The sequence below is a fragment of the Leuconostoc litchii genome (assembly GCF_008107645.1).
GTDB classification, from domain to species: Bacteria; Bacillota; Bacilli; order Lactobacillales; family Lactobacillaceae; genus Leuconostoc; species Leuconostoc litchii.
The window spans coordinates 858,195-883,098 of sequence record NZ_SDGY01000001.1 but is presented as its reverse complement, the minus strand read 5'-3'; the positions used below and the strand labels follow the sequence as shown (position 1 = coordinate 883,098).

Below are 24,904 nucleotides of genomic sequence, written 5' to 3'. Positions count from 1 at the left end.
ATGGAATTTGTTATGTTGGTGGTGTCAATTTTAATTTTATTGGTGTTAATTGCTAAATTAAAATTGAACACATTTGTTTCACTGATTATTACTGCTTTTATTTTGGCATTATTATTAGGCATGAAACCTATGGAAATCCCAAACGCTGTTCTGGGTAGCGAGGGTGTTGGAAATATTCTTGGACCAAACTCAGTAATCTTTATCTTTGGTGGTATGATTGGTCGTTTAGTAGCTGATGCTGGAGGATCTTACCGTATTGCTAAAACCTTGATTGATTGGTTTGGTGTTAAACGCCTACAATGGGCAGTATTAATTGCATCATTTATTATTGGTATTTCTATGATATTTGGTGTTGGTATGGTGTTGTTAATTCCAATCGTATTTGCGGTTGCTATTGAAGCCGGTGTACCTTTACTATACTTAGGTATTTCTATGACCGCTGCCTTGAGTTCAGCGCAAGGGTTTTTACCACCACAGCCAGCACCAACAGCTGTTGCCTCAGCTTTAGGCGCTAATATTGGTATGATGTTGATTTTTGGCTTGATTGTCTCAGTAATTACAGCAGTTGTAGCTGGTCCAGCATTTACTAAATTAGCGCAAAAATATGCACCAGATGCTTTTCAATTTAAAACGGAAATTGAAGCCGTTGGTCCGGCTAAAAAATATGATTTAAAAGCAACACCAAATTTTGGATTATCAGTATTAACTTCAGTTTTCCCGTTAGTATTCATGATTATCGCAACAATCTATAAATTGATTTATACTGGCGGTGTAACACCAAAAAATCCCAATACAGTTGATCAAATTGTTGAATTTGTAGCTAATCCAGCTGTAGCTATGACAATTGCATTAGTTTTTGCTATCTTTACAATGGGTATTTGGCAGAAAAAAACAATGGTGGAAGTCGGCAAATCATTAAATGAAGGGATGTCTGCTGTTGCAGGTATTTTACTAATTGTCGGTGGTGGTGGCGCCTTACGTGGTGTATTAGTAACATCTGGATTATCTGATAAAATTGCAACAATCTTTCAAGCGGGTGGGGCAATGAGTCCAATCGCTATTGTATTGTTTGCTTGGGCAGTAGCCGCTGTCTTACGAGTTTCCGTGGGTTCAGCTACCGTTGCTGGTATGACAGCAGCTGGTATTGTGACTGGAATTTTAGCAGCTAACCCGGGTAATACATTATTACCAGTATTTGTTGCCTTAGCTATCGGTGCTGGTTCGTTGATTGCATCGCATGTTAACGATGCTGGCTTTTGGATCTTCAAAGAATTCTTTGATTTATCAGTAAAACAAACTTTCCAAATCTGGACTGTTTTGGAAACAATCATCTCGGTAACCGGGTTGATTATTATTTTGATTATGACATCAATATTTGCTTAATAAAAATGCTATTCCTGTAGGGAATAGCATTTTTAGTTTAAAAAAAGTGATGCAATTTATTTTGTGTATCAAATATATTTTATTATTTAAATCAACCAAAATAACAATTTCATTGGTATAATCATTTGTTATATGGGAAATATTGACAATAAAATTAGAAAATGTTAATATATTAAAGTAACTTTTAAAGAGTTGAAGGGATAAACAAACGTATGTCAGAAAAAAAAATAAAAACAGGGTGGTTTCATAGAGCGAGCCCTGCTAGTTTCCTTACCAGTGACCGCCATTTGAGAAAAACATTAGGTGTCAAAGAAATGTTGGCCTTAGGAATTGGTACAATTGTATCGACAGCAATCTTTACATTGCCAGGCATTGTTGCAGCAAATCATGCTGGTCCAGCTGTTGCAATTTCGTTTGTTATAGCTGCTATTGTTTCCGGACTTGCAGCATTTGCATATGCTGAATTTGCTTCAGCATTGCCATTTGCAGGTTCAGCTTACTCATGGGCAAATGTTGTCTTTGGTGAGGTATTTGGCTGGATAGCTGGTTGGGCATTGTTAGCAGAATACTTTATTGCCGTAGCTTTTGTTGCTTCCGGATGGTCTGCTAACTTTAAATTATTCCTTGGTTCACATAACTTAGTGTTGCCACCAGCGTTAGCGAGCTCTTTTGCGGCTGGAAATGGCGGTGTCATTGATATAGCTTCATTATTTGCCGTGTTAATTGTTGCTGTACTACTATGGCGTGGTACAAATACGACTGCTCGTGTAGAAAATATTTTAGTTGTTGGTAAGGTATTGGTTATCTTGATCTTTATTGGTGTTGGCTTGACAGCTATTCATCCTGGTAACTATGTACCATTTATCCCAGCACATAAGGCTGGAACTGATTTTGGTGGTTGGCCAGGAATTTTCGCTGGGGCTTCACAAATTTTCTTAGCTTATATCGGCTTTGATTCAATAGCTGCAAGTTCTGCGGAAGCAAAAGATCCAAAGAAAACAATGCCTCGTGGTATTATTGGTTCTTTGATTGTTGCAACGATACTATTTGTGACAGTTGCGCTTGTATTAGTAGGTATGTTCCATTACACAAAGTATGCTGATAATGCTGCTCCTGCTGCATGGGCATTGTTGCATTCAGGCCATGAATTTACATCGAACTTACTATCAGTTGTGGCATTAGTAGGTATGTTCACAGCAATCATAGGTATGATGCTGGCTGGTTCTCGTTTACTTTATGCCTTTGGCCGTGACGGCTTGTTACCAAGTTTCTTAGGGAAAGTTAATGATAAAGGCTTACCAAATAATGCATTGTTAGTATTATCTATTATTGCTATCTTAATTGGTTCTGTGTTTAGCTTTACAGAGTTAGCTGGCTTAATCTCTGCCGGTACATTAATTGCTTTTATTATTGTTTCGCTTGGTATTTATGCATTACGTCCTCGTGAAGGGAAAGATATTCAAGAACCAGGGTTTAAGATGCCATTTTATCCTGTTATGCCAGCATTAGCAGCATTGGGCTCAGGATTTATTTTCTATGAACTGGATAATCAAGCAAAAATCTATGCTTTTGGTTGGTTCGTACTTGGTTTGATTATTTATGCACTATATGGTTCTAAGCACAGTAAGTTATCTCAAAAATAATTTTTAAAGTCCTGGTATTACAGGGCTTTTCTTGTATAAAAAATTCTGAAAGCTGTCAAATATGTCAAAAAATAAAGAAATTTTGAATGAAGAGAAAAAAAATTTAGCAGATGCTACACGAGTTAAGTATTTTGATATTGTTGTTGACCATGGAAATGGCGCTATTATTACCGATGCTGATGGTCATGATTACATTGATTTGTTAGCAAGTGCTAGTGCCACAAATACAGGACATGCGCATCCAAAAGTTGTTCAAGCTATTACAAATCAGGCTAAAAAGTTAATACAATACACGCCAGCCTATTTTGCTAATACTAGCACAGCAAAGCTAGCTAAAAAGTTAGTTGATATTGTACCTGGAAATTTTGAAAAGCAAGTGGCTTTTGGAAATTCTGGATCAGATGCTAATGACGCTATTATCAAATTTGCTCGTGGTTATACAGGAAAACAATATGTAATAAGTTTTACAGGGGCCTATCATGGATCAACATATGGTTCAATTTCAATTTCTGGCGTTAGCTTAAACATGACTAGGAAAATTGGTCCATTATTACCTAATATAGTGAAAATACCTTATCCTGACCAACATCAACGTTTATCTGGGGAATCAGAAGATGATTTTTCGATTCGGATGTTTAATCAATTTAAGTTACCGTTTGAAACTTATCTACCCGCTGATGAAGTAGCGCTGGTTATTATTGAACCGATACAGGGAGACGGTGGTATTATTAAAGCACCACAGCGATATATGGAATTGGTTTATGAATTTACTCGTCAAAACGGTATTGTGTTTGCTGTGGACGAAGTTAATCAAGGGCTAGGCAGAACTGGTAAAATGTGGTCGATAGATCACTTTGGTATTGCTCCTGACATAATGAGCATTGGTAAATCTATTGCTAGTGGCTTACCGTTAAGTGCTGTTATTGGGCGTAAAGAAATTATGTCTAGTTTGGAAGCACCAGCTAATGTCTATACAACGGCAGGGAATCCGGTGACAGCCGCGGCTGCATTGGCAACATTAGATGTTATTAGAGAAGAACATCTAATTGAACGTTCCAAACAATTTGGTAATCTCGCTAAAACTTTCTTTGATTCAGCAGCTAAGCGTTACTCTTTTATTGGCGATGTTCGTGTCTATGGCTTGAATGGTGGCATTGACATTATTGACGAAAAAGGCCGTCCGGATAGTGACGCAACTAATAAATTAATTTATCGTATTTTTGAATTAGGTGCGATTATGATTAGTTTGAGGGGAAATACGTTACGTTTTCAACCACCACTGGTTATCGAAAAAGAAACGCTACAACGAGCATTTAATATTTTAGAACAAGCGTTTTCTGAGTTAGCAGCGGGGAAAATTTCTTTACCAAAAACAGATAATCATATTGGTTGGTAATATGATATAATAATTAAGAATTCTGGACATGCAAATAAACTGTATGATATATAGAAATGTGTTGGCTGATGAAAAACACACAGCGGTTCTTTTGTGCTACTAGACTAAATTGTGATTGAAAAATCACCGCTCCTCAGCGTTATGAGTTATAAAGGTAAAGATTTTTAAGATCATTACAAATTGCGGTGGTACCACGGTAGAGCGTCCGCACTTTGTTTTGGTCTTTTTATATTATTTAAGGAGAATATAATTTATGAAAGAATTAAGCTCATCAGAGATTCGACAAATGTTTTTAGATTTTTTTGCTTCTAAAGGACATGAAGTCGTACCGTCAAAAAATTTAATTCCGCAAGATGATCCAACATTGTTATGGATTAATTCAGGTGTTGCAACCTTGAAGAAATACTTTGATGGTACTATTGTACCTAGTAATCCGCGAATTACAAATGCACAAAAAGCTATTCGAACAAATGATATCGAAAATGTTGGCAAAACAGCACGACATCACACACTGTTTGAAATGATGGGGAATTTTTCTATTGGTGATTATTTCAAAGAACAAGCGATTCCATGGGCTTGGGAATTATTAACTAGTCCGGAATGGTATGGTTTGGATCCAGAAAAATTATACGTAACGGTATATCCTAAAGATCAGGAAGCTAAAAAAATTTGGCAAGAAAAAACAAGTTTACCAGATGATCATATCTATGAAGTAGAGGATAATTTTTGGGATATTGGCGAAGGTCCGTCTGGTCCTGATTCTGAAATATTCTTTGACCGTGGTGTAGCTTTTCAAGATTTAGCAGATGATGATCCAGAAATGTACCCAGGTGGAGAAAATGAACGATACCTAGAAATCTGGAACCTTGTCTTTTCACAATTCAATCATCTACCTGGTTTAACTGATAACTCGCAGTATCCAGAATTACCACATAAAAATATTGATACGGGAATGGGATTAGAACGTGTTGTATCGGTTTTCCAAAATGGTCGTACTAATTTTGATACAGACTTGTTCTTGCCAATCATACATGCTACAGAAAATTTAGCTAATGGATTTATGTATGATGATCGTGCTGATTCTGAAGTAAATATTAGTTTCAAAGTTATTGCTGACCATATTCGTGCTATAACGTTTGCTATTGGTGATGGCGCACGACCTTCTAATGAAGGTCGTGGTTATGTAATTCGTCGTTTGCTTCGTCGTGCTGTGTTGCATGGACAAAAGCTCGGTATTAAAGGTCAATTTTTAACAAACTTGGTACCATTTGTTGGTGACATCATGGAAAGTTATTATCCAGAAATTAAGCAGAATGTTACCAAAATTCAAAAGACAGTTGCAGCCGAAGAAAAGCGTTTTAATGCAACATTAACAGGTGGCTTATCTTTGTTAAATACCGTTATTGAAGAAGCTAAAAAGAGTGGGCAAAACCAAATTAGCGGTGCCGATGCTTTCAAATTATCTGATACTTATGGATTTCCATTGGAATTAACACAAGAACAAGCGGAAGAGTCAGGATTAACCATTGATGTTGATGGCTATGATGAAGCATTACAAGAACAGAGAACCCGTGCTCGTGCCGCTCGTTCTAATAATAAATCAATGGGTGTTCAAAACGCTGTTTTAACTGATTTACATGTAGACTCTAAATACGTTGGCTGGTCTCAAACTGAAGTAAATGATGCAGAGATTGTCGCTATTATTGGTCAAGATAATCAAGGTGTGGATGCTTTATTGGATACAGTGGATGCTGATCGCACCGTGCAATTAGTTTTTGACGTAACACCATTTTATGCTGAAATGGGTGGACAGGTTCCTGATTTTGGAGATGTGTTAAGTGTTAATGGTCATGTCCTTGCTCGAGTTGTGGATGTTCAAAAAGCACCAAATGGTCAACATATTCATACAGTGAATACTATTTCGGGATTTGCTTTAGGGGACAAGGTAGATTTGAAGATTGATATGGCACGTCATATTGCTGTTTCTAAAAATCATACTGCTACACATATGTTAGATCAATCCTTGCGTAACATACTTGGTGGCGATGTTCATCAGGCTGGTTCTTTGGTAGAACCAGAGTATTTACGCTTTGATTTTAACCATGAAGGACCGGTTTCTGAAAAAAATCTAGATAACATAGAAACACTTATGAATGAGGAAATTGCTAAAAATCTGCCTGTTAATTGGTTGGAAACTGATATTGAATCTGCTAAGAAATTAGGTGCAGTTGCAGTATTTGGCGAAAAATATGGTGACAAAGTTCGTGTTGTATCAATTGGTAATTTTAACAAAGAGTTTGATGGTGGTACACACGCTACTTCAACTTCAGAATTAGGTCTTTTCAAGATAGTTAGTGAATCTGGTATTGGTGCTGGTGTACGTCGTATAGAAGCAGTGACTGGATTGCAAGCATTATCGCAATATAAGGCTGAAGAAAAGGCGCTGAAAGATATTGCAACTACGCTAAAAGCACAAAAATCAATTGACGCGCCAGAAAAGGTTTATGATTTGCAAAATGATTTACGCATAGCGCAACGAAAAGTTGAGTCACTAGAATCTCAACTAGCTAATGCTACGGCTGGTGAAATATTTGATGATGTGCACACCATTAATGGTCATACTTATATTGCTTCACAGTTAAAGGTATCTGGCATGGATGGATTGCGCCAAGTTGCTGATAATTGGAAAGAAACTTATCCATCAGATATTTTAATTTTAGCGACAGTAGTTGAAGGAAAAGTTTCATTAATTGTGGCAGCATCCCTAGCAGCTAATCAAGCAGGTATTAAGGCTGGGGATTTAATCAAAGCTATTGCACCTCGTATTGGTGGTGGCGGTGGTGGCCGTCCAGATATGGCACAAGCTGGCGGTAAAAACGCTGCAGGCATCGAAGATGCTTTTACTGAAGCCACTGCATTCTTAGCAAATAAGTAACTTATTTGTAACTTGATTGATACGATTATTGCGTAGTATAATGAGTGAACAAACAGGTTAGTTTAGAGATAATTTATAAAGAAAGGAGCGTGTGCTATGACAGTCGGAGACGAAACAGCGATATTTGATTTCGGTAATCAAATGCCAAAAGATATTCATGAAACGCTTGAAATCGTGTACAATGCATTGGAAGAAAAAGGCTATAATCCAATTAACCAAATCGTTGGTTATTTGATGTCTGGTGATCCAGCCTATATTCCTCGCTTAAACGATGCGCGTAATTTGATTAAACGCCATGAACGTGACGAAATCATAGAAGAACTTGTGCACGCCTATTTAAAAAAATAATGCGAATATTAGGATTAGATGTTGGTAGCCGTACAGTTGGCGTGGCAGTCAGTGATCCAATGGGGTGGACTGCTCAAGGAGTAGAAATTATTCGTATCAATGAAGATGAAAAAGAGTTTGGTCTTGATCGTCTTGGCGAAATCATTACTGAAAAAAATGTTCAAGGAGTTGTCCTTGGGTTACCAAAGAACATGAACAATACTGAGGGACCACGTGCAGAAGCAGCAAGAAACTACGCACAAATGATTGAAAATCGGTTTGGATTATCAACAGATTTTCAAGATGAAAGATTGACTACCGTTGAAGCCGAACGTATGCTAATTGAAGAAGCTAATATTTCACGTAAGAAGCGTAAAAAAGTTATTGATAAAATAGCTGCTGAGTTTATTTTACAGAATTATTTAGATTCAAAAGGTAAGTTAACAAAATAGTTTGAAAGCTTTGTCCCTATACGGAACAAGGCTTTTATTGTATAATAAATTACAGAACATCTAAACTAAGGAAAAAAACATGAGCGAAAACAACGCAGAAGCACAAAAGATTACATTAATTGATGAGAATGGTGATGAAGCACTTTTCGAAGTATTATTCACCTTTCATTCAGATGAATATAAAAAAGATTATATTTTGTTAGTACCAGAGGGTATTGAAGATGATGAAGAAGTAGATATTCAAGCTTATATCTTTAACCCTGATGAAAATGGCGAAGCTACAGAAGAAGAGCTAATTCAAATTGAAGATGATAAGGAATGGGATATGGTTGAAGAAGTTTTGAATACCTTCCTTGAAGATGATTCTAATTTCAGTTAAATTGCTAGGATATGAAATATTCATGATTAATAATCATGGGTATTTTTTATTTAAATACAGTTAAATCTCTTCCATCATGGCTTATCAAGTGATAAACTATAAAATGTAAAAACTATCTAATTTAGATTGGTTTAAATATTTGAGATGGGCATGAGTATGATGTTGTGCCTTGTGGAGGAATAGTTATGGTTACGTTAGTGGGCATACTTGATTTAGCCCGTTTCCAGTTTGCAATGACGACAATATTCCACTTCTTCTTTGTACCGATGTCAATCGGTCTTGGAGTGGTAGTTGCTTTGATGGAAACCATGTATGTTATCAAAAAAGACGAAATTTACAAGAAAATGGCGCAATTTTGGAGTAAAATTTTCTTATTGAGTTTTGCTGTTGGTGTTGTAACTGGTATTATTCAAGAATTTCAGTTTGGCATGAACTGGTCAGAATATTCACGTTATGTTGGTGATATTTTTGGCGCACCTTTGGCCATAGAAGCATTAGTAGCATTCTTTGCTGAATCAACTTTTATTGGGCTATGGTCATTTACGTGGGATCGATTCAAGCCAATCGTTCATGTCCTCTTCATTTGGATAGTAGCTATTGCTTCTAGTCTATCCGCTTTATGGATTTTGGCTGCCAATTCATTTATGCAAAATCCAGTCGGTTATGCGATTGACAATCATCTAGGTCGTGCACAGTTAACCAGCATAGGTGCTTTATTGACGAATAGACAGTTGTGGATTGAATTTCCGCACGTTATTGTAGGGACGTTAGTCACAGGTGGCTTTATAGTTGCTGGCATGTCTGCTTTTAAGTTATTAAAACTGAAAAAAGACGACTCACAGGTTATATTTTTCCGTAAATCAATTAACATTGCTTTAATTGTTGGTTTAATCGGTGTTGGTGGTGCCGTATTTACAGGTGACCAACACGCTTTTGAATTGCAGTCTATGCAACCAATGAAATATGCTGCTATGGAGGGCGTTGATGAAACAATAGATTCATCAAAGCGTGCTGATAAGGCACAGCCATGGTCGCTCATTTCTGTTACCAACCCTAAAACACACAAAGTGATTGCTAGAATTGAAGTACCATATGCATTATCGATTTTAGGCAATCATTCCTTGACTGGTGGTAAAACTACAGGAACTACAGAATTAAATAAACAATTTGAAAAGAAATATGGTAAAACGCATGATGGCATTAAAAACTACTATGTGCCAGAAAATACATTGTTCTATGCTTTCCGTGTAATGGCAATGGGCGCTGGATTGCTTGGCTTTATCGCAGTGGTTGCTCTTTGGTTTAACCGAAAGAAAACTGATTTGATTTTAACGCAACGTTGGTTCTTATGGATACTAGGTATTATGACCTTTTTCCCATTTGTTGTGAATACAGCGGGTTGGTTAGTCACAGAATTAGGTCGCTACCCTTGGGTTGTTTATGGCTTAATGACAATCGCCGATGCTGTTTCACCGAATGTATCAGCCGCTTCACTACTTATTTCAAATATTATCTACTTCTTAACGTTTGCTGCTCTTGGTGGTGTCATGATTTGGCTATCTCGCCGTGCACTACATGCTGGGCCAGACGCTGAAAGGGAAGCAGAATTATCACCACGTGATCCGTATGAAGATTTGATAGGAAGTGAGGAGAGAGCATAATGAGTTTCTTACAAATTACTTGGTTTGTTTTGATTGCTGTATTGTGGTCAGGATTCTTTTTCTTAGAAGGTTATGACTTTGGTATCGGTATGCAATTTGTTTTCAATTCTCGTGATCAAAAGGACCGTCAAGCACTTTATGAAGCAATTGGGCCTCACTGGGATGCTAACGAAGTTTGGCTGATTACCGCTGGTGGAGCTATGTTTGCTGCCTTTCCATATTGGTATGCTTCACTGTTTTCAGGATTTTATTTATTGCTGTTTATTGTTCTAATGGCATTAATTTATAGAGGTGTATCCTTTGAGTTTCGTGAACATATGCCAACGATTCAGGGTTCACAGCTATGGGAACGTTTAATCGCTATTTCATCGTTTATCGCACCATTTTTCTTAGGAATGATTTTCACAGCTATGGTCTCTGGCATGCCAATGGATGCTAAGGGTAATTTATCAGCAGGATTTTTTGATTATGTTACACCGTTTACAATAGTTGGCGGTGTTGCAGTGACTTTAATGAGCTATGTGCATGGTTTGAACTATACCAGGGTACGCATTATTGGTGATATAAGAGTTCGTGCGATGGCACAGTTAAAAATTCTGTACCCAATATTGTTAGCTGGTGAAGCATTGTTTGCAATACTATTATTTTTCTACACTGATTTCCTACAAACAAAAACAATCTTAACTTTGTTGATATTGCTTATTATTGTTTTATCAACAGTAATTGGTTGGTATCTAACAGTTAATCAGAAACAAGAAATGATACCGTTTATTTTGTCAGGAATAACTTTAGTGGGCGTTGTTGTATTACTGTTTACTGGCATGTTCCCACGTCTAATGGTAGCTAACAATCCGTTGCACAGTCTAGAAATTATTAATGCATCATCATCACCATATACATTGAAAGTGATGTCGTTTGTTGTATTAACAGCGCTACCATTAACCTTAGGATACCAAATATGGAGCTTCTGGGTTTTCCGTAAGCGAATAGTGGCAGACAAGGTTGTTGAATAATCATTCAAAAAACGTTTACAATTGGTTGTAGGCGTTTTTTGATTTAAGGAGAGTGTTAAAGTATAAATATTGAGAAATAAATGATACTTAAACGAGATAAACAAAATGATAGATAAAAGACTTTTTGCGTTACCAGGAATTATTCAATCTTTAATAATTTTAGTGATTTTAACAGGCATTCAAGCTTTAGCAATTATTGCTCAAGGTGTCTTTTTAGCTCAAATAATTACAGATTTGTGGCAAGGCAGAACTATTAATCAGACTTTTTTTAATATATTGTGGTTCGTTGTTGCTTTTATTATTCGGCAACTTACAGTTATTTTTAAAAATAAACATATGTCTAAGTTTGCGGATCATACAGTTGAAAATTATCGTGTGCAATTATTGGCTAAATATGTTGAAATTGGACCTAACATTATTAAAAAAATTGGTACAGGAAATGCTGTGACTACTTTGGGTGCTGGATTAGATAATGTAAAGAATTACTTCCAACTGTTGTTAATTAAGGTTTTTGATTTAAGCATCATTCCTTGGCTCATTTTGATTTATATTACTTATTTGCAGTGGGAGCAAGGTATATTTTTGTTATTGATATTTCCAGTGATTATCTTATTTTTTATCATTTTAGGATTAGCAGCACAGAGTAAGGCTGATGCTGAATTTGCTAATTTTAAAAATTTAAACAATCGATTCGTTGATGCTCTAAGAGGTTTACCAACATTAAAGCAACTCGGATTGTCGGATTCATATGGTAATGAAATATATAATATTTCAGAAGACTACCGTAAAACAACAATGAGAACTTTACGGGTTGCTATTACTTCGACATTTGCTCTGGATTTCTTTACTACATTATCCGTGGCTATTGTTGCAGTGTTCTTAGGTATGGACTTAATGAACACCAAAATAACTTTATTTCCAGCGTTGACAATTTTGATTTTAGCACCGGAATATTTTTTACCTTTGAGAAATTTTGCTGATGATTATCATGCAACATTAAATGGAAAAAATGCATTGACTGATGTTATGAAAGTTATAGACATTGAAAATATTTCAGAAAAAAAACAGCTTCAACTGACTACATGGCAAAGTGACAGCCAACTATCATTGAGTCATGTACAATTCTCTTACAATGCCGAGACCACTTTGCATGACATTTCATTAGTAGCTCGAGGGTATCAAAAAATTGCTTTGATTGGTGAAAGTGGATCTGGTAAGTCAACGTTATTAAGTATTTTGGGCGGTTTTTTACAACCTGATCAAGGCCAAATTAGTGTTAATGGGCAAAAAATAAATCATTTAACTCAAGAAGAATGGCAACGACAGTTCTTTTATATGCCCCAGTCTCCATATATTTTTCACGAATCGTTACGTAATAATATTAAATTTTATGCTAAGAGTGCAACGAATGAAAGCGTCAATAAGGCTGTTGAACAGGCCGGTTTAAATGACTTAGTAAATGAGTTGCCTGAGGGACTAGATACCATTATTGGTGAAAGTGGTCGTCAATTATCTGGTGGTCAAGCACAGCGTGTCGCGTTGGCAAGAATGCTTCTCGACTCATCAAGAAAAGTATTATTATTTGATGAACCCACGGCTCATTTAGACATTGAAACTGAAATTGATTTGAAAAAGACAATGGCACCGATTTTAAATCAACATTTAGTATTATTTGCAACTCATCGTTTACATTGGTTAGATCAAATGGATTTGGTTGTTGTAATGCGCGAGGGCAGTATCGTTGAAATTGGGCAACCGGATGTATTGTTAGAGGATGAAACAAGTAATTTAAACGCATTACGTCATGAACTACACAAAGGGGGGCTATAATGAAGCGATTGAAAAGTTTATTATCAAACGATCAATGGATTATACCATTTCTTAAACAAGAGAAATCTGGGCTTTTTTGGTCAATATTTTTAAATTTTATGATCACATTTGCAGCAGGTGCATTAATGTTTGTATCAGGTTTTTTAATATCTCGGTCAGCACAACACCCGTCTAATATTTTAATTATTTATGTGCCCATCGTATTGACCCGTGCCTTCGGTATTGCTCGGCCTGTTTTTCGCTACGCACAAAGGTTAGTATCGCATAATTGGGTACTACGTGTTGTTTCAAAAACACGTAAACGTTTATATGAAAGTGCTGCAAGTACTGCAAGTAGTATACGTGGAAAGCTACAAACAGGTGAAATACTTAGCTTGTTGGCAGATGATTTAGATCGCTTACAAAACCTGTACCTTAGAACCTTATTCCCGCTTGGGGCAGGAATGCTACTATATCTTTTTTTGACGCTGGCTGTTGGTTCAATTAATTGGCAGTTTGTACTATGGTGGTTTATGCTATTAGCTGCTATTTTAATTATCATACCATTAGTGAGCTTAGCTGCTAATTATCATGATGTTCAAAGACAAAAAAGTCTACAGCAAAAACTTTACACTGATGCAACTGATGCAATTTTAGGTTTACAAGATTGGGTGCTATCTGGTCGACAAACGGATTTGGTTAAAAATCAAGGCACTACGATGAAAGCATTGGCACAAGTAAAAAACAAAAGTATGAATATTGGTTGGTGGCGTGATTTTTGTATTCAGATACTTGTGTTAATTTTAATAATAGTAACTTTAATATGGTCTGCTAATCAATTTTCTGGCAATGATGATACGATTAATTATATTGCAGCGTTTACACTAGCTATTTTTCCATTAGTAGATAGCTTTATTGGTGTTAATCAAGGCGTTAGTGAAGCCTCATTTTATGAAGATAGTATTGCACGCTTAAATAATTTGCCAGAAATATCACCAGTATCAAATAGCAAAATACCAAAGTCATCGGTAATTAAATTTGATCAGGTAACTTTTAAGTATGATCATAAAATACTTATTGATCATCTGTCATTTGACATAATTACAAATGAAAAAATTGCGTTACTTGGTCGATCTGGTGCTGGTAAAACAACCCTTTTGAAACTTTTAGTAGGAGATGTTCAACCAGTATCAGGACAAGTAACCATTGGTGGAAAACCAATCAAAGAGTTACAAGGGCATCTGTCGAGTTTAGTAGCCGTATTAGATCAACAAGCTTATTTATTTGATACAACAATTATGAATAATGTACGTATGGGTAACATTCATGCGACGGATGAACAAGTAAAAGTTGCTATTAAAAAAGCAGGATTACAGCCTTTAATTAATTCGTTATCAGATGGGTATGATACCCAAATGGAGGAAGCAGGGACGCGATTTTCCGGTGGGGAACGACAACGTTTTGCTTTAGCACGTATTATGTTACAAGATGCGCCTATTGTAGTATTAGATGAGCCAACAGTGTCACTAGATCCAAAGACTGAATATGAAGTTTTGTCTCAAATTTTTTCTGTTCTTAAGGATCGTACCATTATATGGGTTACACATCATTTGACAGGAATAGAAAATGTTGATAAAGTTTACTTTTTAGAGAATGGGAAATTTTCATTGAATGGTTCGCCAGCTGAATTAAATAAAAATTCAGTGCGATTTAAACAATTATTATTAATGGATCAATATTAATGGCAAAAAGAAAGCGAAAAAAATCAAAAAAAAATTTGCAAAAGCAACGACTACAAATATTATCTGGTTTGTTAGTCGTGTTGGTGATTGTTGCTACCTTAACATCTGAAACTGCTATCTACCAAAGTCCAAAAATAAATCAAACAAGTATTGATAGTGAAGAAAATAGAAAAATAGCTTGGATTAATCAATTAGCTCCATATGCTCGTGAACTACAAGAAAAATACGGTGTGTTAGCTTCAATTAGTGTTGCGCAAGCTATTTTAGAGTCTGATTGGCACACAAGTACTTTATCAACAAAATATAATAATTTGTATGGTATTAAAGCGGACGTAGGACAAAAAAGTGCAGTATTACCGACTCAAGAATATGTTGACGGTAGTTGGATTACTATTCAAGGACGTTTTGCAGCCTATGATAGTTGGCAAGAAAGTATGAAAGCACATGCACAATTACTTCATAATGGGACAAGTTGGAATGCGCAACAATATCAACATGTCTTGAACGCAGATGATTATGTAGTAGCAGCAAATGCCCTGACACAAGATGGATATGCCACCGACCCCAATTATGCTAAAAAAATAATCACAATTATTAAAACGTGGCATTTAGAGAGATTTGATGCAACAAAAAAGTAGACTATTGTCTACTTTTTTTGTATTTATAATGAAAATTCATTTGGGAAAATACCCATCATTAAACTATCATGATATTTTCCTTCAGCAAAGAAATGTTGTCGTAATGTACCTTCTGGTATGAAGCCGATTTTTTTGTAAATATGAATGGCGGCTAAATTATCGACATCAACGTATAGGTATACTTTATGCATATTTAATACAGTGAACGCATATTCTATACCAGCTTTCATTGCTGCTTGTGCATAACCATGTCCTTGATACTCAGAATGGATAATAATCTGTATTTCTGTGTGTCGATGCAAAGTATCAATATCCATCAACTCGACAACGCCAATAAATCTGTCGTTTTCTTCAACCACAAAGCGACGCTCTGTTTGATCTAAAATATGACGATCATAGAGAATTTGTAATTCATCAAACGATGTATATGGTTCTTCGAACCAGAGTGCCATGACTTTACGAGAATTTTCTTGTTGATAAATATAAGGTAAATCTTTCTTTTCGAGGGGTCTTAGTTTCACGATCTACTTCTTTCTAAACGATATGTTTTTTCATTACTAATTATGTCTAATATTTTATCATTATTGTCTATTGATATGGGACAGATTATTTAAACAAATTATTATGCGTCCAAGTGAGATTAGAGTTATTATATGAAAAATGGTAAAATAAAAGAAGTTATTTTTACAAGTAAGGACATAGATATGCCAATTGAAACCCTAATTCAAGGAATGAATGATAAACAATCTGAGGCTGTGCAGACAACAGAAGGCCCATTATTAATTATGGCTGGTGCTGGTTCTGGTAAGACGCGCGTTTTGACACACCGTATTGCCCATTTGGTGCAAGATAAAAATGTCTATCCATGGCGAATCTTGGCTATTACCTTTACCAACAAGGCAGCACGAGAAATGCGTGAACGTATTGCCCAATTGGTCGATCCAGAAATTGCTAAAGATATCTGGGTTTCAACTTTTCACGCGATGGCTGTACGTATTTTACGTCGCGATGGTGAACGAATTGGCTTGGCACGCAACTTTACGATTATTGATACGAGTGCACAACGTACGTTGATGAAACGTGTTATTAATGATTTGAATTTAGATACGAATCAGTATGACCCTCGTGCGATTTTAGGTATTATTTCAAATGCTAAAAATGATATGTTGACAGCTAAAGCATACGCAAAACAAGCAGGAAATACTTATGAAGAAACTGTGGCTGAAGTCTATACTGCTTATCAAGCTGAATTAAAAAGAGCACAGAGTGTTGATTTTGATGATTTAATTATGTCAACTATTGATCTTTTCAGACAGGCACCAGATGTATTAGAGCGTTACCAAACGCAATTTGAATATCTTCATGTTGATGAATATCAGGATACCAACGATGCACAATATACAATTGTGAATTTACTAGCAAAACGTTCTCGAAATTTAGCGGTGGTAGGGGATGCAGATCAGTCAATTTATGGTTGGCGTGGAGCTAACATGAATAATATTCTGAATTTTGAAAAAGATTATCCAGATGCCCACACTGTCATGTTAGAGCAGAATTATCGTTCAACACAAAATATTTTGGATGCTGCTAATGCGGTGATTAATCATAATAATGAACGTATTGATAAAAATCTTTGGACAGAGAATGGTAAAGGAGACAAAATTACTTACTATCGTGCACAATCAGAACACGATGAAGCTAATTTTGTATTAGCAAACATTCAAAAAGCACGTCAAGAAAATAATGCCGCCTATAGTGACTTTGCCGTACTTTATCGAACGAATGCGCAGTCACGTGGTATTGAAGAAGCACTCGTGAAAGCCAATATGCCTTATACAATGGTTGGCGGGCATAAGTTCTATGAACGTAAAGAAATTCTTGACATCATGTCTTACATGAATTTGATAACCAATCCTGCTGATAACGCTGCTTTTGAACGTGTGGTTAATGAACCAAAACGTGGTATCGGTGTCGCATCAATTAATCGATTGCGTGATTTTGCCAATCGAATGAACTTATCCTATATGGGTGCGATTGAAAATATTGAGTTAGCGCCTGAAATAACAGCTCGATCTGCTTCAAAAATGATTCAATTTGCTGAAATGATGCATAATTTACGGCAGCAATCTGAATTTTTAAACGTCACAGAACTTGCAGAATTAGCAATGACTAAATCTGGGTATCGCCAAATGTTAGCTGAAAAAAATGACCCAGAAAGTCAAGGACGTTTGGAAAACCTAGAGGAATTCTTATCAGTAACAAAAGAATTTGATTCAAAGTACAATCCAGATGAGCCAGAATCTATTGATCCATTAACAGACTTTCTGGGTTCGACAGCATTAATGAGTGATTTAGATGATTTCGAAGAAGGTGATGGAGCAGTTACATTAATGACGTTGCATGCTGCTAAAGGGTTAGAATTTCCAGTAGTCTTTTTAGTAGGCATGGAAGAAGGCATTTTTCCATTATCACGTGCTATGATGGATGATGATCAATTGGAAGAAGAGCGTCGGTTGGCTTATGTTGGCATTACACGTGCCATGAAAAAATTATATCTAACAAATGCATTCTCACGACTCTTATATGGTCGGACACAAGCTAATGAACCTTCGCGCTTTATTGATGAAATTTCAACTGATTTGTTAGACAAACAGTATAGTACGACGGCATCAGCTGCTGAGCGTAGTTTTCCGTTTGATAGAAAAACACAACGTGCGACGGCTACAACATATAAAGCTAGTCCTGTCACAAAAACCACTGCTGGAACAACGGGAGCTGATGATACAGTTTGGAAATCAGGGGACAAAGTTTCTCATAAAAAGTGGGGTATTGGTACAGTAGTAGCTGTTTCAGGTAGTAATCAGGATCAAGAACTCAAAGTTGCGTTTCCTTCCGAAGGTGTGAAACAACTATTAGCTGCTTTTGCGCCGATAAAGCGAGCAGAATGACTACATTAATTGTTATACGAGGTAATTCTGGCAGTGGTAAAACAACATTAGCTCATCTGTTGCATAACCAATTAACAGAAAGCTTACTTTTATCGCAAGATGTTATTCGTCGTGATATGTTACAGGTTGATGATAAGCCAGGCAATTTGGCAATTTCACTAATGACAGAGATACTTAAATTTGGTCAGCAGCAAGAAAAATTTGTCATATTAGAAGGTATTTTGGGAGCATCAGTTTACGGACAGATGCTTAGTGATCAATTACAGTTATTTGACAAAACAATTGTGATTTATTATCAGCTAACATTAGCAGAAACTATTCGTCGACATCATATGAAATCTACAACAAATTTTACGACAAAAGATTTGCAAAAATGGTATCAAAAAGATGATAGGCTTGCTTTAAGTGGAGAGTTGATTTTTGATGAATCTGTAAGTTTAGAGATGGCTGAGCAACAAATACTTGCTAAAATAAAATAAATATTGAGGTTGAGAATGTTACCAGATTTTACGCCAATTGAAGAATTAACAACGCAAGATGCACAACAAGAGACTGTGAGGCTACAAAAAGAATTACTTCAATATGGCGCAGCTTATTATGAAAAAGATGCGCCACTAGTTGAGGACTATATATATGATGCTCTATATGCTAGATTAGTCGTACTAGAAGAAAAATTTCCACAGTATATTACCCCAGACTCACCAACTCAAAATGTTGGTAGTACAGGAACTAAATCTGAATTAAAAAAAGTAACACACCCTGCACCAATGCTTTCACTAGGTGATGTGTTTAGCTTAGATGAATTGAATGAGTGGGATGCACGGACGACTAAATCAATTGGAAATCAAGTACCATATAACTTAGAACTCAAGATTGATGGTTTAGCAGTTGCGTTAACATATGTGGACGGTAAATTAGTTCAAGCATCTACTCGTGGGAATGGTGTTGTTGGTGAAGATGTCACAGCAAACGTAAAAACAATTAAATCAATACCTCAAAAGCTAACAGAACCGTTGACCATTGAGGTACGCGGTGAAATTTATATGCCCAAATCCAGTTTTGCTACGTTAAACAAGCAACGCGAAGCTGACGGATTAGAACCATTTGCTAATCCACGTAATGCTGCTGCTGGATCACTACGTCAATTAAATGTTAATGTGACCAAATCAAGAAAGTTATCAGCGTTTGTTTATTACACTGCTGAACCGGAAACTATTGGTGTAACAACGCAAAGTGGCGCACTAAAGAGATTTTCTGAATTAGGATTACCAACAGATACACATAATCGAGTAATTACTAAAATGGCAGATATTACAAAGTATATTGATCAATATACTGAAGAACGAGAAAATTTGTCGTACGGTATTGATGGAGTTGTTGTCAAAGTTGATCAACTTGATTTACAATTAGATCTGGGAAATACAGTTAAGATTCCACGTTGGGCAATTGCTTATAAATTTCCACCAGAAGAGGCTTTGACTGTTGTGCGAAATATTGAATGGACTGTCGGTCGTACAGGTGCGGTAACGCCGACAGCGGTAATGGATCCTGTACAATTAGCTGGAACAACCGTTAAACGTGCAAGTTTGCATAATCCTGATTATCTAGAAGAAAAAGGTATTCAAATTGGAGATACTGTTACCTTGCATAAAGCTGGAGATATTATTCCAGAAGTTGGACAAGTCATTTTAGAGAAACGTCTAGCAAGCAGTAGCGTATACGTTATACCAACAATATGTCCTGCTTGTGGTTCTAACCTAGTGCATATTGAAGGCGAAGTGGCGCTACGTTGTATTAATCCATTCTGTTCAGCTCAAATTCAAGAAGGATTAACACACTTTGCATCACGGAATGCAATGAATATTGATGGTATGGGTCCTAGAGTTGTTGGACAGCTATTAAAAGCGGGTTATATCAAAGATGTGGCATCTATCTATCATATAACAGTTGATCAATTATTGACGCTTGATAAGTTTCAAGAAAAGTCGGCCGTTAAACTGGTGAATGCTATCAATATTTCTAAAGGCAATTCTCTTGAACGCTTATTGTTCGGATTGGGCATCAGAATGGTTGGTGCTAAGGCAGCAAGACTTATAGCAGAAAAATTTAAAACATTGTCAGCTATTTCAGAGGCAACGGTTGAAAATATAGCAAATATCAATGGCATTGGTTATGCAATAGCTCAGTCAATCGTTCAATACTTTAGTACATCGGAGTCAAAACAGTTAATCACTGAGTTAGATTCTTCTGGTGTAAACCAAACCTACTTATCGGATGTCATAATTGATGAAAACTCGTTTTTCTATGGCAAAAAAGTAGTCTTAACTGGTAAACTGGAATATAGTAGCCGTCCAGTAGCAGCTAAATGGCTACAAGATCATGGTGCGAATGTTGCTGGGTCTGTATCTGCAAAAACAGACTTGGTTATTGCAGGAGAAGCTGCTGGTAGTAAATTAGATAAAGCTAGTGAACTCGGTGTAGCTGTGTGGACTGAACAACAGTTTATTAACGCACAAGTAAAAGAGGACAAAAAATAATGAAGCGAATTGGTTTTCGTGGTTATGTAGCGATTGTACTGGGCATTTTAATTATTGCAATTGGCGTTGTGTATTTCGTCAATGTTAATCGAGTAACGCTAACAACCACAAAAAAGACAAGTGGGGTTCAGTTAACTCAAAGTACCCCAGGTCAGTATCAAACAGTCATTAAAAGCGGTCGTTATTTAGTGAGCGCTGCAAGAGGGATTACGTCAACCTCAGAAACAAACACACTTGATGTGAAACATTTTGAATCAGCATTGCTAGATCTTTCCAAAACGCATTTTAAGACAAGTAGCTATATTTTTCAAGAGGGACAATATTTAAGTTCATCAACCGTTTCTTCTTTACTTGAAAGAAAAAGCAGTAGTAACAGCGAAGGACTAAATCCAGAAGATAATGGTAAAACTGATAGCTCTCGTAATCCAATCTATGTTCAAACATTAACTGAACAAGATTTCATGACGAAAGATGGTAGTAACCTTAAGTTGGCTGGTATGGTAATCGGTGTTGCAATGAATACACAAGACGAATATCAAAAAGAGCAGTACGGCGCAACATACACGCAAAATATTTCAGATGCTGATCGCATTGCATATGGTCAAAAAATAGCACCTAAAATTATTAAAAAGGTTCGTGAACAAAAAGGTGTTGATTCAAAAACACCGATTATTATTGCTATGTATGCAAATTCTCAATCCGATTCACTAGCACCAGGAAATTTCTACGCAGAATCAACCAGTAATAGTGGTACAAACTTAAAAGCATGGACCAGTATTAATGAAAAATCAATTGTTTTGCCTAAGGAATCAACGGATACTTCAAGTCTTGGTTCAGAGACCAATACATCATTTGCTAATTTTAAAAATGATGTGTCAAACTTCTTTCCAAACATTGCAGGTGCGACTGCCGTTGCTAGCTTTAAGTCAGGCACACTTTCGAGTATGAAAGTGACTGTAACAACACAGTTTTATAGTCAAACTGAGATTGAAAGTTTTGCAACGTATGTATCTCAGTCGGCTTTGAAATATTTACCAACCAATATCCCAATTAGAATTGTTATTCAAGCAGCTAATGAAATGCAGGCAATTTTAATTCGTGGGTCAGGAGACAAAACTTTTACAACAACAATACTAGATTAAAAAATCGACCATAAAGGTCGATTTTTTTAAAGCTTATCAATATATATACTATTAATCCAGCCTTTGTTAGCTAATCTATACCAGACAATTTCATTGTCATCATGAATTTCTTTTATTATAGTAACGAAGTCACCATCTGACGTACTTCCTATAGGCAAACCATATGGTTCAGCGTATACTTCAAGAAATTGATCAGGAAGAAAATTAACGACAGCATTAGGTTGAGTACTTTTATTTTTTTCGGCATCATCAAAATAGTTAATATTTTCAATTTCAGGTGCTACATCAGATAACTTTATTTGTGTTGCATCATAACGAATCCAATGCTTATAGCCGACCTGGTACCAAAATTGACCATTACCGGTAATAGCTCGTACATGAGTAGCCCAGAATGTATTTGAATTTAAATAGCCCACGTTTTCTGATAAGTGCTCATCTGGTGTTTGAAAAATATGTACATCAGTTAATGTTTCAATGTACATATTGATGCGGTGAACAGCTTGCCAAGTTTGTGGCCTGTAATATAATTTGATTGTCTTTGGTTTGCTTTCAAATCTGCCACTAAGTTCTTCAGAACTGTCTATATACTGGTAGTCATTGATACTTGTTGGATTAATGTCATAGGACGTTCCTGTTTTACCATCTATTCGTTTTGGTTCACATAAATCATCATTAGTTGCAATACTTTTATAATAAACCCATACGGGCGATATATTTGCCATAAAATCCCCTTTAGAATGTATACCTATGTATTATATCATAAATAAAAAACGACCCGAAGGTCGCTCTATATATTGAATTTTATTGTTGATTAACTGATGCAGGTTGCGCCTTGATTTCGCTGATAACAAATTCATCATGAATAATATCTGCTTGTAAATGTTGTACCTCTGGATGTTCAAGGTAAAAATCAGTGATACCATCTGCAATTTTATCTTGCAAGACACGTCTAAGTGGTCGAGCGCCCATGGCAGGATCATAGCCAAGCGCTACTAGTTTATTTTTAGCAGCATCACTCAATTCAATGTGTAGATTATTATCAGATAAATTGCGGTTCATATCGTCTAGCAACAAATCTACAATCTTTAACAAATGTTCTTGTGATAAAGGTTGGAAATCAATAATATCGTCTAAACGATTTAAAAATTCTGGGCGGAAGTAATTTTCCAAACGTTGCATTAATTTGTTTTGTTGATTCACTTGAGCAAATCCAACTGGTGAATTACCGGTATCTGTTGATCCAGCATTAGATGTCATGATGATTACTGTATCTTTAAAGCTGACAACATGACCTTGTGCATCTGTGAGTCGTCCATCGTCAAGAATTTGTAAGAACATGTTCATAACATCAGGGTGAGCTTTTTCTACTTCGTCAAACAGAACTAAAGAATAAGGACGACGACGAACTTGCTCTGTTAGTTGGCCAGCTTCTTCATAACCAACATAACCTGCAGGAGCACCAATCATCTTGGACACGGTGTGTTTTTCCATATATTCTGACATATCAAAACGAATCATCGCATCTTCACTACCAAACATTTCTTTAGCTAATTGCTTTGCAGTTTCAGTTTTACCGACACCAGTAGGGCCGACAAATAAGAAGGAACCAATGGGGCGTCCGGATTTAGTTAGTCCGATACGATTACGGCGTATTGCTTTAGCTACTTTTTCGACCGCTTCTTGTTGGCCAATCACATGAGTAGATAAGTTTTTATCTAAGTCTTTGAGTTGATTAGCTTCATTTTCTTTCAAAGCACCAACAGGAATATCTGTCTTATCTTCAACGATTTTTAAAATGTCTCGTTCAGTAATTGTTTGTGGCTTTGACATTTCTGGATGAGCCTCAACTTGTGCTTTTTGAGACTCAAGTTGATTGACTTGGTCACGCCAGTAACTTGCTTTTTCAAAATCTTCTTTGTCAATTGCTTCTTGTTTTAATTTATCAGCTGCTTCGATGTTAACTTGAATCGTTTTTGGATCAGCAACTTTCATAGTTAAGTTTTTACGTGAACCAGCTTCATCAAGCAAATCTATTGCCTTATCTGGTAAGAATCTTTCTGGGATATAACGATCAGATAAGTCAACAGCGGCTTGTAAAGCTGTCTCATCGAACTTAACGTAGTGATATTTTTCGTAACGTTCGCTGATACCACGCAAAATTGTTAATGTTTCGTCTTTTGAAGGTTCATTAACTTGAACAGGTTGAAAACGTCGTGCTATTGCACCATCTTTTTCAATTTTACGATACTCATTTAAAGTTGTCGCACCAATGAGTTGGAATTCGCCACGGGCCAGAGCTGGCTTTAAAATGTTACCTGCGTCCATGCCACCTTCTGCATTTCCAGCACCCATGATTTCATGAATTTCATCAATGAATAAGATGACATCATCATTGTTTGTTACTTCTTTCATTAGCTCGCGCATACGTGATTCAAACTGGCCACGCATACTTGTTCCTTGTACGAGGGCAGACATCTCCAAACGAATAACTTCTTTATGTTGGAGTTTTTCTGGAACTTTCCCAGTAACAATAGCTTGCGCTAAGCCTTCAACAATTGCTGTTTTACCAACACCAGGTTCACCAATTAAAACGGGATTATTTTTGGTACGACGATTTAAAATTTCAATTGTACGTGCAACTTCTTCATCTCGACCAATAACTGGATCAAGTTTTCCCTCACGTGCTTGCTTTGTCAAGTTGATACCGTATTCGTCAAGCAAGCGTCTTTTTTTATTATTACCATTCTTTTTTGCTTGTGTATTTTGTTGTCCTTGTGCTTGCGCCATTTGTTCATTCATTGCGCGAAACATCTCATCTAAATTACCAAAACCAAACGAATCTTGTTGTGCCATATTTTTACTTAGTGTGAAGCACTATGGTATACAGTTATTGCATTCA

Annotated in this window: 19 protein-coding genes; 16 read left to right on the top strand and 3 right to left on the bottom strand. The window is 36.3% G+C overall.

Annotated elements, in window-relative coordinates:
• The 12 genes from ESZ47_RS04330 (at position 1) to ESZ47_RS04275 (ending at position 15,378) form a co-directional block, all read left to right on the top strand.
• Entirely contained in the window at positions 1-1,383 is a 1,383-nt protein-coding gene (locus ESZ47_RS04330) for a gluconate:H+ symporter (RefSeq protein WP_148605083.1), read from the top strand.
• 212 nt (positions 1,384-1,595) lie between these two features.
• Positions 1,596-3,026 (top strand): APC family permease, encoded by a 1,431-nt coding sequence (locus tag ESZ47_RS04325; protein ID WP_148605081.1) that lies wholly within the window; start codon positions 1,596-1,598, stop codon positions 3,024-3,026.
• A gap of 61 nt (positions 3,027-3,087) precedes the next feature.
• On the top strand, positions 3,088-4,422 hold the full coding sequence (locus ESZ47_RS04320; RefSeq protein WP_148605079.1) for an aspartate aminotransferase family protein: 1,335 nt from the start codon (positions 3,088-3,090) through the stop codon (positions 4,420-4,422).
• A gap of 253 nt (positions 4,423-4,675) precedes the next feature.
• A complete protein-coding gene (gene alaS / locus ESZ47_RS04315; protein ID WP_148605077.1) occupies positions 4,676-7,357 on the top strand; it encodes an alanine--tRNA ligase in 2,682 nt (893 codons plus the stop codon).
• 96 nt (positions 7,358-7,453) lie between these two features.
• Positions 7,454-7,705: an IreB family regulatory phosphoprotein gene (locus ESZ47_RS04310; RefSeq protein ID WP_148605075.1), complete on the top strand. Its 252-nt coding sequence runs from the start codon at positions 7,454-7,456 to the stop codon at positions 7,703-7,705.
• A complete protein-coding gene (gene ruvX, locus ESZ47_RS04305; RefSeq protein ID WP_148605073.1) occupies positions 7,705-8,136 on the top strand; it encodes a Holliday junction resolvase RuvX in 432 nt (143 codons plus the stop codon). The genes ESZ47_RS04310 and ruvX overlap by 1 nt, the downstream gene beginning before the upstream one ends.
• Before the next feature lie 79 nt (positions 8,137-8,215).
• Entirely contained in the window at positions 8,216-8,515 is a 300-nt protein-coding gene (locus ESZ47_RS04300) for a DUF1292 domain-containing protein (protein WP_148605071.1), read from the top strand.
• Positions 8,516-8,700: 185 nt separating this feature from the next.
• Positions 8,701-10,176, top strand: coding sequence for a cytochrome ubiquinol oxidase subunit I (locus tag ESZ47_RS04295; RefSeq protein ID WP_148605070.1), 1,476 nt, complete (start codon positions 8,701-8,703; stop codon positions 10,174-10,176).
• Complete coding sequence (cydB, locus tag ESZ47_RS04290) at positions 10,176-11,189, top strand: cytochrome d ubiquinol oxidase subunit II (protein WP_148605068.1); 1,014 nt, start codon at positions 10,176-10,178, stop codon at positions 11,187-11,189. The genes ESZ47_RS04295 and cydB overlap by 1 nt, the downstream gene beginning before the upstream one ends.
• 105 nt (positions 11,190-11,294) lie before the next feature.
• A complete protein-coding gene (cydD, locus tag ESZ47_RS04285) occupies positions 11,295-13,019 on the top strand; it encodes a thiol reductant ABC exporter subunit CydD (RefSeq protein WP_148605066.1) in 1,725 nt (574 codons plus the stop codon).
• A complete protein-coding gene (gene cydC, locus ESZ47_RS04280) occupies positions 13,019-14,740 on the top strand; it encodes a thiol reductant ABC exporter subunit CydC (protein WP_148605064.1) in 1,722 nt (573 codons plus the stop codon). Before cydD ends, cydC begins: the two co-directional genes overlap by 1 nt.
• Entirely contained in the window at positions 14,740-15,378 is a 639-nt protein-coding gene (locus ESZ47_RS04275; RefSeq protein ID WP_148605062.1) for a glycoside hydrolase family 73 protein, read from the top strand. The genes cydC and ESZ47_RS04275 overlap by 1 nt, the downstream gene beginning before the upstream one ends.
• Positions 15,379-15,401: 23 nt before the next feature.
• On the opposite strand, the gene ESZ47_RS04270 is transcribed toward ESZ47_RS04275, so the two are convergent.
• Positions 15,402-15,899, bottom strand: a complete 498-nt coding sequence (locus tag ESZ47_RS04270; RefSeq protein WP_148605060.1) for a GNAT family N-acetyltransferase — start codon at positions 15,897-15,899, stop codon at positions 15,402-15,404.
• Between the two features lie 183 nt (positions 15,900-16,082).
• Between ESZ47_RS04270 and pcrA the strand changes: the two genes are divergently transcribed.
• Genes pcrA through ESZ47_RS04250 form a run of 4 tightly spaced genes read left to right on the top strand, consistent with a single transcriptional unit; the run spans position 16,083 to position 22,005 of the window.
• A complete protein-coding gene (gene pcrA / locus ESZ47_RS04265) occupies positions 16,083-18,326 on the top strand; it encodes a DNA helicase PcrA (RefSeq protein ID WP_148605730.1) in 2,244 nt (747 codons plus the stop codon).
• Positions 18,323-18,805, top strand: a complete 483-nt coding sequence (locus ESZ47_RS04260; RefSeq protein ID WP_148605058.1) for an AAA family ATPase — start codon at positions 18,323-18,325, stop codon at positions 18,803-18,805. Before pcrA ends, ESZ47_RS04260 begins: the two co-directional genes overlap by 4 nt.
• Positions 18,806-18,820: 15 nt before the next feature.
• Positions 18,821-20,863: an NAD-dependent DNA ligase LigA gene (gene ligA / locus ESZ47_RS04255; protein WP_148605056.1), complete on the top strand. Its 2,043-nt coding sequence runs from the start codon at positions 18,821-18,823 to the stop codon at positions 20,861-20,863.
• A complete protein-coding gene (locus ESZ47_RS04250; RefSeq protein ID WP_148605054.1) occupies positions 20,863-22,005 on the top strand; it encodes a CamS family sex pheromone protein in 1,143 nt (380 codons plus the stop codon). Before ligA ends, ESZ47_RS04250 begins: the two co-directional genes overlap by 1 nt.
• A gap of 26 nt (positions 22,006-22,031) precedes the next feature.
• On the opposite strand, the gene ESZ47_RS04245 is transcribed toward ESZ47_RS04250, so the two are convergent.
• Positions 22,032-22,727 (bottom strand): MucBP domain-containing protein, encoded by a 696-nt coding sequence (locus ESZ47_RS04245; RefSeq protein WP_148605052.1) that lies wholly within the window; start codon positions 22,725-22,727, stop codon positions 22,032-22,034.
• A 79-nt stretch (positions 22,728-22,806) separates the two neighbouring features.
• Positions 22,807-24,858 carry an ATP-dependent Clp protease ATP-binding subunit gene (locus tag ESZ47_RS04240; RefSeq protein WP_148605050.1) on the bottom strand — a complete coding sequence of 684 codons (2,052 nt, stop codon included), beginning with the start codon at positions 24,856-24,858 and terminating at the stop codon, positions 22,807-22,809.
• Positions 24,859-24,904: the final 46 nt, after the last annotated feature.

Bases quoted from the DNA above. Each gene is read 5' to 3' on its own strand.
- ESZ47_RS04275 (WP_148605062.1), top strand. From the start codon at position 14,740: ATGGCAAAAAGAAAGCGAAAAAAATCAAAAAAAAATTTGCAAAAGCAA.
- ESZ47_RS04240 (WP_148605050.1), bottom strand. From the start codon at position 24,858: ATGGCACAACAAGATTCGTTTGGTTTTGGTAATTTAGATGAGATGTTT.
- ESZ47_RS04260 (WP_148605058.1), top strand. From the start codon at position 18,323: ATGACTACATTAATTGTTATACGAGGTAATTCTGGCAGTGGTAAAACA.
- pcrA (WP_148605730.1), top strand. From the start codon at position 16,083: ATGCCAATTGAAACCCTAATTCAAGGAATGAATGATAAACAATCTGAG.
- ESZ47_RS04300 (WP_148605071.1), top strand. From the start codon at position 8,216: ATGAGCGAAAACAACGCAGAAGCACAAAAGATTACATTAATTGATGAG.
- ruvX (WP_148605073.1), top strand. From the start codon at position 7,705: ATGCGAATATTAGGATTAGATGTTGGTAGCCGTACAGTTGGCGTGGCA.
- cydD (WP_148605066.1), top strand. From the start codon at position 11,295: ATGATAGATAAAAGACTTTTTGCGTTACCAGGAATTATTCAATCTTTA.
- alaS (WP_148605077.1), top strand. From the start codon at position 4,676: ATGAAAGAATTAAGCTCATCAGAGATTCGACAAATGTTTTTAGATTTT.
- ESZ47_RS04330 (WP_148605083.1), top strand. From the start codon at position 1: ATGGAATTTGTTATGTTGGTGGTGTCAATTTTAATTTTATTGGTGTTA.
- ESZ47_RS04295 (WP_148605070.1), top strand. From the start codon at position 8,701: ATGGTTACGTTAGTGGGCATACTTGATTTAGCCCGTTTCCAGTTTGCA.
- ESZ47_RS04245 (WP_148605052.1), bottom strand. From the start codon at position 22,727: ATGGCAAATATATCGCCCGTATGGGTTTATTATAAAAGTATTGCAACT.
- cydB (WP_148605068.1), top strand. From the start codon at position 10,176: ATGAGTTTCTTACAAATTACTTGGTTTGTTTTGATTGCTGTATTGTGG.
- ESZ47_RS04250 (WP_148605054.1), top strand. From the start codon at position 20,863: ATGAAGCGAATTGGTTTTCGTGGTTATGTAGCGATTGTACTGGGCATT.
- ligA (WP_148605056.1), top strand. From the start codon at position 18,821: ATGTTACCAGATTTTACGCCAATTGAAGAATTAACAACGCAAGATGCA.
- ESZ47_RS04320 (WP_148605079.1), top strand. From the start codon at position 3,088: ATGTCAAAAAATAAAGAAATTTTGAATGAAGAGAAAAAAAATTTAGCA.
- cydC (WP_148605064.1), top strand. From the start codon at position 13,019: ATGAAGCGATTGAAAAGTTTATTATCAAACGATCAATGGATTATACCA.
- ESZ47_RS04325 (WP_148605081.1), top strand. From the start codon at position 1,596: ATGTCAGAAAAAAAAATAAAAACAGGGTGGTTTCATAGAGCGAGCCCT.
- ESZ47_RS04310 (WP_148605075.1), top strand. From the start codon at position 7,454: ATGACAGTCGGAGACGAAACAGCGATATTTGATTTCGGTAATCAAATG.